Below are 12,359 nucleotides of genomic sequence, written 5' to 3'. Positions count from 1 at the left end.
GAAATTCCCATTCAACGTAAGTTAGATACCACATCACCCAGTATCAGCTTACCAGTAGTTACCGCCGATAACTCCCTCACAAATCAATCCTCACAAGATATCCCTCTGGTTAATGTAGTTAATCCCAACTCTTCCATTGGGGACACTACATCAACTTCAGAAATTCCCATTCAACGTAAGTTAGATACAACCTCATCACCCAGTATCAGCTTACCAGTAGTTTCCGCTGAAAACTTTTTCCCAAATCAATCCTCACAAGACATCCCTCTAGTTTTAGATACCACATCATCACCCAGTATCAGCTTACCAGTAGTTCAACCTGAGAACTCTTTCCCAAATCAGTCATTACAAGACATACCCTTAGTTAACCTAGTTAATCCCAACTCTTCCCTAGGGAAAACTACATCAACTTCAGAAATTCTCATTCAAGGTAAGTTAGATACCACATCATCACCCAGTATCAGCTTACCAGTAGTTACCGCCGATAACTCTTTCCCGAATCAGTCATTACAAGACATACCCTTAGTTAACCTAGTTAATCCCAACTCTCCCATTGGGAAAACTACATCATCATCTAATATCAGCTTACCAGTAGTTCAACCTGAGAACTCCTTCCCAAATCAATCATTACAAGACATACCTTTAGTTGAAAGGTTATCACCTAGTATTAATATTCAACATTATACATCAACTTTAACCACTCCAATTAAGCCAAAATTAGAAAATAGAAATACAGTAGTAGTTGATTGCGGAGATAAAAAGCCTAAATCTGCTTATAATCAAGAGATTTTATTAAAAGTAAAAGTTAATTCTGAGCCATATTCGCCTGAATTAGAACCATTAATATGGTCTAATTATCCTATTGCTAAAGAAAAGGTAAATAACTTAAATAGTGAACAAATAGCTCACCAGAAAAATTTGATTTCAAAAGATAATCATCATAGCACATCATCCCATCAGTCACCAAATCATATCAGCAATATTATTCCGGTAAACGAAACAACAAATATATCCTATTCTTCTGTTAATTCACATCCTCCTCCAATTAACCAAAGTCAAAAAACATCACTAGAAGGAGTAAGTATACCACCTCAGATTAATGTTGATGATTTAGTAGAAAAAGTAGAACGTAGAATCATGCGCAGACTAGTTATAGAAAGTGAACGGAGAGGGAAAAGGAAATGGCGCTAGAAAAGTTAAAAATTAAAGCCGAAAAAAGTAGTGAGGGAGATTTCGCCGATGAAATCGAAGTTTTGTTTAATCCTAACCAAGTACAAATTAATAAAACTGGTTGGACAATTGGCGAAAAAGGTCTAATTCCTTCTAAGGATTTAGCAACATTAACCATAGAGTTATTCTTTGATACCACTCTCACAGGTTCTCCTCCGGAAAATGTCCAACAATACACCAAAAAAGTTTTTAATTTAACTCGTCCCAGAATTGGGACAAGCGAGAAAAGACCACCTCGATGTAAGCTAACTTGGGGAACTATTGGGGGAAAAGATAGCGTTTTATTACCCGATGGTGTTTTAGAAAGTGTGACGAAAACTCTAACCCAGTTTTTGGAAGATGGTACACCGGTGCGCGCTACTTTGAATTGTGTGTTTAGAGAGTGGACGGAACCAGAAAAACAACAGAAGGAAGAGAATTTAATTGATGACCCGGTTCGTATTGTTAAAAGAGGAGAAACCCTCAGCAGTATTGCTCATGAAGAATATGGAGATCCTAATTTATGGCGAATAATTGCAGCGGAAAACCAGCTAGATAATCCCCGTAAAATACCACCGGGGTTAGTTTTGACGATTCCACCTTTGCGAATTGAAAGTTACACTTAAAGGAGGGAAATATGTCTGATTATGGTGGTGCAAAAACTCTTTCTCCTAATATTAAAGTTTTAATTAAAGGACAGAAGCTTTCTGCTCAAGCGAGTGCTGATTTAATTTCAGCGAAAGTATATGAAGATATAGAAGCACCAAGTATGTTTACCTTGGAATTTGCTAGTTGGGATTTAGCTAAGGGTAAATTAACTTGGATTGATGATGATTTATTTGAAATTGGTAATGAAGTAGAAATTCAAATGGGTTATGAGAATCAATTAAGAACGGTAATTGTGGGAGAAATTACGGGATTAGAACCTGAGTTTCTCCAAAGTTCTGCGCCGATCTTAGTAGTAAGGGGACATGATATGCGTCACCGTTTGTTACGAGGGACTAAAACAAAATCCTATGCGAAAATGAAAGATAGTGATATTGCTAGTCAAATCGCTAGAGCTAGGGGACTATCACCAAAAGTTAAGGATACTGATGTGAAACATGAGTATGTTTTGCAGCATAATCAAACTGATTGGGATTTTCTCCAAAGTCGTGCAGAACGCATTGGCTATGAAGTAGTTATTGATAAGAAAACATTATATTTTCAACCTCCACAAAACGATGGTCAAAAGGTTGTAACTTTAAAGTTTGAAGAAAATTTACGGGAATTTTTACCCCGGTTAAGTACGATGTCTCAGGTGGAAGAGGTGGAAGTAAAGGGATGGATACCGGAAGATAAAAAAGAAGTTATAGGTAAAGCTGCTGCAGGTAAAGAAGGAAGTAAAATGGGGGGTAAAACTACTGGACCAAAGGCGGTAGAAAGCTTTGGTAAATCTGTTTCTACTGTAGTTATTCAACCAGTATCTAGCAAGGAAGAAGCTGATCAAATAGCTTTAGGACAGTTTAAAGATATGGCGATCGCCTATATAAACGCTGAAGGAACTTGTCCGGGAATTCCTACTTTGAGAATTGCCAAAGTTATCGAAGTAACTGGAGTGGGAAAGCGATTTAGTGGAATGTATTATGTGACATCAACTGAACATAATTACTCGGAATCCCAGGGTTATAGTACTTTATTTACTGCCAGGAGAACCGCATCATGATGGGAATAGATTTGTTATTACCAGATGACCCCAATGTTCGCTTTTATGGTGTCACTATTGGCGTGGTTACTAATATTAAAGACCCCGATGGAGTAGGGCGAATTAAGGTCAAGTTCCCCTGGTTATCAGATGAAGATGAAAGCACTTGGGCTAGGGTCATGACTCCCATGGCGGGAGAAGATAGGGGATTTTACTTTTTACCTGAAGTTGATGATGAAGTTTTAGTGGCTTTTGAACATGGTGATATTGCCTTTCCTTATATTTTAGGCAGTTTATGGAATGGCAAAGATAAACCTCCTTTAGAAAATGATGATGGGGAAAATAATATCCGCATGATTAAATCCCGCAGTGGTCATAAAATTGTTTTAGATGATACGGAAGATAAAGAGAAAATTATTATTGAGGATAAAAGTGGTAAAAACATAATTACCATTGATTGTGAGAAAAATTCCCTCAGTGTTCAAATAGAAGAAGACATCAATATTGAAGCTAAGGGAAAAATTACTATCAAAAGTACAGACAAAGATATTGCCATTGAATGTAAGAACCTGGAAATTAAAACTCAACAAGAATGTAAAATAGAAGCGGGTTCAAATTGCAGCATTGAAGCTAAATCTAAAGCGGAATTTGCAGCTAAGTCAGGCTTAGAAATTACCTGTGCTGCGGGAGTCAAGGTTAATAACGGGGCCTTGGAGGTGATGTAATGGATATTGATTTTTTAGGGGTAGGTTGGACCTATCCTGTACAGTTTGATGACAAAGAAAAACTGGTAATGGCAAAGTACGAAGATTGTGTACGTCAGTCAATTTGGGCAATTTTGAGTACCGCCAGGGGTGAACGTGTCATGCGTCCTAATTTTGGCTGTCGAATTCATGATCGCGTTTTTGCACCCAATAGCGCCGGTACAGTCGGCGAAATCATTAGTGATGTACGTTCGGCTCTAGTGGAGTGGGAACCGCGCATAGATATTTTAAATATTGATTTGCTTTCCCATCCCTCTCAACCTAATGTGCTGCACATTTCCATTAATTATCAAGTTCGCACCACTAATAATGCCTTTAATTTAGTTTATCCTTTCTATTTACAGTAGCGAATTATGTCTATTCCTCCACCTAAAATTGACCAACGCAGCTATGAAGATTTGGTTGCACAAACCCAAGCTTTAGTTAATAAATATACAGGTAAAGATTTTAACAAATCAGATGCGGGTTCAGCACTAACGCGGATTTTCAGCCGCATGGCTACAGTAGTCAGCGATCGCCTCAATCGCGTTCCCGACCGCAACTTACTAGCATTTCTCAACTTAATTGGGACTCAACAAACCCCACCCCAACCCGCTAGAGTCCCCCTCACTTTTAGTTTAGCAGGCCGTAGTCCTGTAGATTCCCTTGTTCCCGCCCATACCCAAATCTCAGCACCGCCTGTAGAAAACGAGAAACAAGAGGTTATCTTTGAAACCGAACAAGATTTGTTAGTTACCGGGACGAAATTACAAGCAATGTTTGTCATAGAAGACCGGGATTATTACAGCGATCGCACTCAACACACCATTCCTGCTATCGCTCACCAAAATCAACCATTTTTAGCCTTTACTGGTCATCAACCAGTTGAGCATTATTTATATATCAATTGTGAAGAAATTTTTCAGATTCCCGAATTAACAACTGCTACTATCACCATACATACTGATAGCCCAAACAGTGCCATTAAACTGCAAGCATTACTCGATATATGGTTTTATTGGGATGCAAAACAATGGCAAACATTAAGCAATGTACAAACCCAAGCAGATGCAGCACAATTAATTATTACTTTAACACAGTTACCCAAATTAATGCCTGTGGAAATCAACGGGCAAAAAGCCAAATGGTTAAAAGTCGCTTTAATACCACACAACAGGCAAAATTTACCCGAAATCACCCAAATTAATTTCAGTGTTAATATTAATCATACCCAAACCCCCAAACTCTGTTTATTTAACACCTCTTCCCTAGATTTAAGCAAAGAATTTTACCCCTTTGGGACTACACCCCTGCGTAACGATACTTTTTCTATTCCTCTCGATAATGAATATATCAAATCCGGAGTCGGTATTCTCATTGATGCTAAATTGAGTCATCAACCGACTTATACCCAAGACTTGGAAATTATTTGGGAAATAGGTAACCGGCAAGAATGGCAAATTATTGAAACAACAACTAATGAAAATCAATTTAGATGGGATAATAACTCATCACCCATTAAGTTTATAGAAAATAGTACATCAACTACCTTTCAATTTCCCCAAAATTTACCAGAATTAGCTGAGAATCAGGAAGAAAATTATTATTGGATTCGTGCCAGAATTACTAACGGTATTTATGGCAGAAAAGGCAGAGAAAGAAAATATGTTGTCTATAATGATGTTACCCTAGTTGCTCAAAATATCAGCTCTGGACAATCAGAAATATACGTTGATAGTGTCGATGAATTAGACATTGACAATATTATCCGCCTGCAAACTTCTGGGGGTGAAATTCTCCAAGAAGAAATTAAAATTATTGGCAAAGTAGAAGCACAAAGAAAGCTAATTTTAGAGAACACCACCCGGAATGCTTACACAGCTGGTAGTCGGGTTTTAAGTAAATTTACCATGGCGGAAAATACTCCTGATACCTTTGATCCCCCTGTAGTGGAATCGGTAAGCATTACTTATACAGTTGCTTTAGAAAAACCTGCCTTTTATTATGCCTACAATGATTTTATCTATTGTGAAGGCACTCCTGTATTAGTGAGATTATCTCAAGCTGCTCAACCAGGGGAAACTATCATACATCTGGATGATGTCAGCCCCTTTAAAATCGGTGAGTTCCTTAAATTTGATGATAATCACCCAGAAAAACAGCAAATTGAACTCATTGATGGCGATCGCAACTTAGTTATTTTCACCAAACCCCTCAATTATCATCATCAACGTGCGGGTAGAGTCATCCGTTGTTTTCATCCCTTAACACCCCGACTTAACCGTGACTCTGCTTTGTATTTGGGATTTAATCAACCATTTCCCCATCGTCCCAACACACTTTACTTGCAAATCGAACCCCCAAGACAAGAAGAAGTTTTACCCAACGCCAACCGGGGGACAACTGACATTAATTTACACAGAATTGCTTGGGAGTATCCTAGCCCTAGGGGATGGGAACCCTTAATTGTCCAGGATGAAACCCAAGCCTTTGTCCAAAAAGGTTTAATTCAATTTATCGGACCTACAGACTTTATTCCCTTACCTTACTTTGGTAAACCACTGTATTGGTTACGCGCTCGGAAACAGCCAAATAATTGGGAAAATCTGCCCTTTAGCTTGATATATATCTTTAATTGGGCATTAGGATTTCAACGGTTAAGACTATACGGATTAATGCGCTACCTTTTTCAACAACTAGCCATTTCTGCCGATTTTACCGTACCTCCCCGGCTGCGTTCTGTCCGCACTAATACTGTTTGGGCAAGTCAAACTATTACCTTAGAAAATGAGATTTTAGGTTCTAGTAATAACGAACCCAAACAAGTATTTACTACCACCCATTCCCCCATTCTCCTGGGACAAAAATTAGAAATTCAAGAAGGGAGAATCCCACCTGATGACGAACGCCTTATTGCACAAGCATCAGGAAATATTGCACCTGTGATAGATGAAACCGGGCGGTTAGTAGAAGTGTGGATACCTTGGGAAGAAGTACCAGATTTTTATAGTTCTAGCCCTAAAGACCGTCATTATGTTCTTGACCGCCAAACCGGGAAAATTTACTTTGGTGATGGACAAGCGGGGATGATTCCCCCACGAGGACGTAACAATATTAGGTTAAGTAAATACTGTACTGGAGGCGGTATTCAAGGCAATCGCGCCCCCCAAACCATCGCTGAACTCAAAACCACTATTCCCTATATAGACAGTGTAATTAATTGGGAGGCTGCTACAGGAGGAAACGAGCAAGAATCTTTAGACAAACTCAAAGAGCGATCGCCTAAACGACTGCGCCACCGTAACCGCGCCGTCACCGCCCAGGATTTTGAAGACCTAGTTTATGAAGCATCTATAGATATAGCTAGGGTAAAAATTATCACACCAGAAATGATGTTTCCTGATTATAATCCCTTGCTAGAAGAACTCTGGCTAGAACCTGATGGTACATCTAAGGCAGCTTTACAAGAAAATCACATCAAAGTTTTCAATCACGAAATTCGCGCTGGTCGGGTCTTAGTCATTATCGTTCCCTATGGTGAAGAACGCCAACCCACCCCCACACTAGCATTACTCAATCGCGTGCGGAATTATTTACAAGCCCGATTTGTCCCCACAATTACCCTACTAGTCTCAGGACCCAAATGGCAAGAAATCAGAGTAATTACGGAAATTGTCCCCGTGGCTGTAGAAAATGCTGATGCGGTCAAACTAGCTGTAATCGATCGCATACATAGTTTTTTACATCCCCTCACAGGGGGAGATCAGGGAAAGGGATGGAGTTTTGGCCGTAAACCTCATCATTCTGACCTTTATGCTGTCCTGGAAAAAGTACCAGGAGTTAAGTATGTCCGCGCCCTAGATATTCAACCTGTCGATGCAGTCATCGATATCCAGACCATGATTTACTCAGGTCAACATATCGTCACCTTAAAACTACCAGGAGACACTTAAACCATGACATTACCCTTACCCAACCTGGACGATCGCACCTATACCGACCTAGTACAAGAAGCCATTGGCCTCATTCCCAGTGAAGCCCCCGAATGGACAGATCACAACCCCTCAGATACAGGAATTATCCTGATTGAATTATTCGCCTGGTTAACAGAAATGGTGTTATATCGCACCAATCAAATTACCAATCGCAACCAATCCGCCTTTTTAACACTACTTCAAGGAGAACCTTACAAATTACAAGCAGCAAAATCAACCAGTCAACAGAATGCCATTTTACAAGCAGAAATTCAGAAAACACTAGTACAAATACGGCAACGTTACCGAGCCGTCACCGCCAAAGACTTTGAGCAAATTATCTTATTTGACTGGTTGCAAACCAAAACAGCAGCATGCTGGGGAGAAGCTGCGATCATGGCGCGGGTAAATTGTTTACCAGAAACAGACTTAGAAAATGCAGACATTAACCAGCTAGTAGAAGCACATATTACCTTAGTCGTCTTACCCAAAATCCAGACTCCAGACACAGAAATTATTAAAAAAACAATTAAAAAATTTCTTGATCAAAGAAGACTAATTAGCACCCGCCTGCACGTAGTCGAACCCAACTATGTCAACATTAAAGTTGCGGTCACCTTATATTTACATGATAGTGCCTCATATCAGGCAGTGCAAACAGAAGCCCAACGCCGACTCACAGGTTTCTTTAATCCTTTCCCCTGTCCAGAATATTGGCAAAATCAAGGTTATCCCTTTGGCAGAGATATTTATGTTTCTGAACTTTATGAATTATTTGATCATTTACCAGGAGTTGATTATGTAGAACAAATTCACATCAGCGAATTTGAGGAACATCGACAGCAAATCAACGCCCAAAATCAACTTACCGCCATTTCTTTACACGACAATGAATTAGTCACACTAGAGATTGGTGAAATTACCACAATGCAACGTTTAGGAGACAAATGGAAAAAGAACGACTAAGTAGTTATTTAGAATATCTACCAGCTTATCTGGAAACAGATCCCTTTTTAGGTAGATTTTTACTCGCCTTTGAAAATATCCTCAGTGGCTTTCCTGAGCAAGAGACAGATTTTACACCCCAAATTGTTAGCAAAAACACAGCCTCCCCCTGGGGTTTAGAAACCCTGATTGATCAAATTGACACCTATTTTGACCCCCAACAAACCCCAGCGGAATTTTTACCCTGGTTAGCCGGATGGATAGCTTTAAGTTTGCGGGATGATTGGGATGAGAAAACCAAACGCCAATTTATTAGTCAGATGGTTCCCCTGTATCAAATTCGGGGAACAGTTCCCGGTCTGAAAAAAATGCTGGCAATTTATTTAGAAAGTTTCGGGTTGACTTATCCTCAACGGACAATTTCTATATTTGAATTTGACGACAAACCCCATTATTTTCAGGTTCAACTGGCCTTACCCAGCAATCAAGTTATTGACCCAGAGAGATATTGGCGAGAATTCCGTATTTCTAAAGGAATTATTGACCAAGAAAAACCCGCCCATACTTATTATGCTTTAAGAATCTTAACACTCACCATGCAAATTACCCAAGCATGGGGAGGTTGTTACCCCTTTATTTTATTTGATGCACCCCCAGAACAAAAATTTCAAATTCAGGCCAGGATTCAACTCGATAATTACCCGCCAGAACATCCCCTAGAAAAAGAAATATTAATTCGTATTCAAGGAAAAAACTTACCCCTAGAACCGAATGGTAGCCAGATGGGGGCTGATGTCAGACAAACTGTATTTTATCAGCAATTTATTGGCAATCCTGATGGTTTTTTTATTGCCCTATCCAATTTAAGCAGTGAACAACTCACAGGGAAAATTACCGTCCTAGTTAACTTTCATCTCAACCAGCAACAATATTCCCACATTATCTTTGATTCCCTACCCTTTGACCTAGAACCTAACTTAAGAATTTATCGCCCCCTGAATCAATTAGAATTAATGCCGGGAAATACTCGCCTGGACTCAGAACCACAACGAACCTTACATCTCCATCAAGACCCCCCCTTAAACATTCATCAACCCCAAATCACACCGATAGACGGTAATACTCGCCTGGGTGCGAGAGTCGGTGAAACCATGCGTTTAGTCCATGATGCCAGGCTAAGAATTTACAAACCAAGACCATTATGGCACAGCATGGAAGGTAATACTCGCTTAGGTAACCAAGTGGGTGCATCCTTGCAAATTCCCACAAATGCTGAACAGACCCAATTAAAAATTTACCGTCGCCATCAAGAAAACAAAATTGGTAACACATTGATCGGGACTAAAATCGGCGCAACCATGCGACTGGTTCCTAACTCCCAATGGTTAGAAAGAATTTATCGCTTTAAATTATTTGATTCTCCAGCCAAAAAGAAAATAGAAATAGAAGCAATTGTCGAACTTACAGGAGTAGCAGAAACCGCAGGAGAAAAAATAGCCAGACTTTTAACATTAAGAATTCAATCTTGTACTTCCACCTTTAGACCCTTAATGCCTAACTTAGAATTTTCCGCCCAAGGACTGCGGGGGACACACCAAGTTAGCTATCAGCGTTTTTTAGATAATCCCAAAGGGTTTTATGTCGTCTTATCTAACGTTAATGACTGTCCAGTGTCAGGTAAAATCACCATCAAACTCAACTTTAATCTCAATCAACAACCGGTTTCTCAAGTCATTGTAGAACAAGAGTTTAATTTGAGTCCCAGGGTGAATGTACTGGAAATTTGTCGGTTAAACAATAACGGACGAGTACAAGGTAACACCATCATTGGTAGAGTTACCCCCCAAATGCTCAAGGATGCCACAATTAAAGAAGAAGCCTGGGTAGATTAATGAAAATTAATTAATTTTTTTGATTCCAATTATTATGTCAGACTATATTTTAACCACAGGCGACATCGCCATGTTTAACCCCCCATTTGGACAAGCAATTGTCACCGTAATTCCTGGTAATATAGTGGGGTCGAGTAAAAACATGATTAACAAAAAAATGGTGTGTGTTGATGGCGATGAAAAAAGCGTCATCGTTCCCGGTTGTCCCTATATGACCCCATCACATCCCATTCCCGGCGTAGGAATCCTTTCCATAGACTCCCTCGCCCCCAATCAAAAAGCCCTGAGAACCAAATGTAACAGCAAACCCGTTTTACTCAAAGGAAGTACATTTAAAGCTAAATTTCAAGTTGTTGTTCCCGCACAGCAACCCACACCCGGCGGACCTGTTCCCGACCCCACACCCCAATATTCTGGGACTGGGAGTTTCATCACTACTAACTTTCGTGTCAAAGGAACATAAAACTCGATATTTACCTTAGTAGCTTGATCTGCGTAAATGCTCCCAAAAATCCCAAGTTTTCTGACTACCATTCACATCCATATTTCCAATCAGAAAAGTAGAGAGTAATGTATATGGGTACTTTGCGGCAAAACCAAAGCCAAAAAACTCAAACCACTGCCAAACAACAGGCTAAATCTAGCAATAACCGCGATATCCATCCAGTAGAAGAGTTACAAGAGATGTTTGGCAACCAGGTACTAGGTAGCCTGATTTCGTCGCAAAGTTCCCAACAGCAGCCAGCAGATAGTTCCGTAAACCTACTTCTTCGACAAATCCCCACAGCTAATAACTCTTCAATTCAGCGTCGGCCTTTATTCCGCGGTCTTTCCCACGAACTAGCAGCCAGTCAAAAAAGTTATCCAGTCCAGGCCAAGCTGAAGGTTAATCAACCCGGGGACAAATACGAACAAGAAGCTGATAAAGTAGCCGCACAAGTAGTTAAGCAAATTAATCATCCTCCATCCCCGCCATTAGCTCACCCAGAAGCTATCCCCAGCCCAAAATTAATGCGAAAGTCGCTTTCATCTCCAGGGACTGGAGCGGGGGGAATAGCCACCACACCACACCTAGAAACAGCGATTAAACAAGAACAAGGTCACGGACAACCTATTTCTGAAGACATTCGAGAACCCCTTGAACACTCATTTGGTGTTGATTTTAGTGGAGTTAGGGTACATACTGATGATCCATCAGATGAATTAAATCGCTCTCTTCAATCTGTCGCATTCACAACAGGAAAGGACATCTTTTTTAAGCGTGGAGCTTATCAACCTAAAAGCCGCCCAGGTCAGGAACTACTAGCCCACGAGTTAACCCACGTAGTACAGCAGGGAGGTCATCGACCGGTTGTACAGCGTAAAGAAGACAACAAGGCTCAAAACCCCCCTGAGAAAAAGACAGGAGCAATAGATATCTTCAAAGAGCTACCTGAAGACATCGCAACTGTCAAATCATTGTTAGACTCTCAACTCAGTGATATTCAAGTCGGCTCCGGTTTAAAGCTTTTGCAACCTAGTTGCAAAATCGATGATAAATCTCCCCATTACAATCTCACAATTCAAGGTGGTTTTGCTCTCGACCTTGGCTCAAATGCTAATAATGTCAAGTCAACGGGGAATTGGAAAATCACTTATGATAGTTCCAAGAAACTTTGGCATAGTGAGCTTTTAAATGCTTTTGTTTCCGCAGAATTAGGTGGAGTCTTTACATTCACTACACAAAATCCCAAATACGACAATAAAACCAAATCCTTGACCAGTGATAAAGCTAGTATCACCATGGAATCACTCAACAATACCAAGGGTGTGGTAGAAGGGACTTGTATCAACAGCACAGGAATTGATTGGAAAACTATCACCGTCACCACCAACGATATTAATTTAGGTGGTATAGCCACAATTAAAGATA

General features: G+C 40.1%; 10 protein-coding genes. All 10 read left to right on the top strand.

The genetic code is table 11. The annotated features are described in order from the left end of the window. Positions 1–1,191: hypothetical protein (locus NWP21_RS06265; RefSeq protein ID WP_280792021.1), on the top strand; the 1,191-nt coding region annotated here is incomplete at its 5' end. Continuing rightward, entirely contained in the window at positions 1,182–1,835 is a 654-nt protein-coding gene (locus NWP21_RS06260) for a LysM peptidoglycan-binding domain-containing protein (RefSeq protein WP_271733408.1), read from the top strand. The genes NWP21_RS06265 and NWP21_RS06260, both read left to right, overlap by 10 nt. 11 nt (positions 1,836–1,846) lie before the next feature. Beyond that, a complete protein-coding gene (locus NWP21_RS06255; RefSeq protein ID WP_280792019.1) occupies positions 1,847–2,914 on the top strand; it encodes a hypothetical protein in 1,068 nt (355 codons plus the stop codon). Beyond that, the gene (locus NWP21_RS06250) at positions 2,911–3,618 is read left to right on the top strand and encodes a phage baseplate assembly protein V (protein WP_280792018.1); all 708 of its coding nucleotides are present in this window, start codon (positions 2,911–2,913) and stop codon (positions 3,616–3,618) included. The genes NWP21_RS06255 and NWP21_RS06250 overlap by 4 nt, the downstream gene beginning before the upstream one ends. Then, the gene (locus NWP21_RS06245) at positions 3,618–4,004 is read left to right on the top strand and encodes a GPW/gp25 family protein (protein ID WP_280792017.1); all 387 of its coding nucleotides are present in this window, start codon (positions 3,618–3,620) and stop codon (positions 4,002–4,004) included. Before NWP21_RS06250 ends, NWP21_RS06245 begins: the two co-directional genes overlap by 1 nt. Positions 4,005–4,010: 6 nt before the next feature. Beyond that, complete coding sequence (locus tag NWP21_RS06240) at positions 4,011–7,589, top strand: putative baseplate assembly protein (RefSeq protein ID WP_280792016.1); 3,579 nt, start codon at positions 4,011–4,013, stop codon at positions 7,587–7,589. Positions 7,590–7,592: 3 nt separating this feature from the next. Next, entirely contained in the window at positions 7,593–8,576 is a 984-nt protein-coding gene (locus NWP21_RS06235) for a baseplate protein J (RefSeq protein WP_280792015.1), read from the top strand. Next, positions 8,558–10,447, top strand: coding sequence for a phage tail protein (locus NWP21_RS06230; RefSeq protein ID WP_280792014.1), 1,890 nt, complete (start codon positions 8,558–8,560; stop codon positions 10,445–10,447). Before NWP21_RS06235 ends, NWP21_RS06230 begins: the two co-directional genes overlap by 19 nt. Before the next feature lie 34 nt (positions 10,448–10,481). Then, positions 10,482–10,910, top strand: a complete 429-nt coding sequence (locus NWP21_RS06225) for a hypothetical protein (RefSeq protein WP_271733416.1) — start codon at positions 10,482–10,484, stop codon at positions 10,908–10,910. A gap of 113 nt (positions 10,911–11,023) precedes the next feature. Then, positions 11,024–12,359, top strand: a 1,336-nt coding sequence (locus NWP21_RS06220) for a DUF4157 domain-containing protein (RefSeq protein ID WP_280792013.1), incomplete at its 3' end; no start/stop codon positions are given.

The sequence above is a fragment of the Anabaenopsis sp. FSS-46 genome (assembly GCF_029891665.1).
GTDB classification, from domain to species: Bacteria; Cyanobacteriota; Cyanobacteriia; order Cyanobacteriales; family Nostocaceae; genus Anabaenopsis; species Anabaenopsis arnoldii.
The sequence above is the reverse complement of the archived record's forward strand: the minus strand, read 5'-3'. Positions and strand labels throughout refer to the sequence as shown.

Bases quoted from the DNA above. Each gene is read 5' to 3' on its own strand.
- NWP21_RS06250 (WP_280792018.1), top strand. From the start codon at position 2,911: ATGATGGGAATAGATTTGTTATTACCAGATGACCCCAATGTTCGCTTT.
- NWP21_RS06240 (WP_280792016.1), top strand. From the start codon at position 4,011: ATGTCTATTCCTCCACCTAAAATTGACCAACGCAGCTATGAAGATTTG.
- NWP21_RS06245 (WP_280792017.1), top strand. From the start codon at position 3,618: ATGGATATTGATTTTTTAGGGGTAGGTTGGACCTATCCTGTACAGTTT.
- NWP21_RS06255 (WP_280792019.1), top strand. From the start codon at position 1,847: ATGTCTGATTATGGTGGTGCAAAAACTCTTTCTCCTAATATTAAAGTT.
- NWP21_RS06260 (WP_271733408.1), top strand. From the start codon at position 1,182: ATGGCGCTAGAAAAGTTAAAAATTAAAGCCGAAAAAAGTAGTGAGGGA.
- NWP21_RS06225 (WP_271733416.1), top strand. From the start codon at position 10,482: ATGTCAGACTATATTTTAACCACAGGCGACATCGCCATGTTTAACCCC.
- NWP21_RS06235 (WP_280792015.1), top strand. From the start codon at position 7,593: ATGACATTACCCTTACCCAACCTGGACGATCGCACCTATACCGACCTA.
- NWP21_RS06230 (WP_280792014.1), top strand. From the start codon at position 8,558: ATGGAAAAAGAACGACTAAGTAGTTATTTAGAATATCTACCAGCTTAT.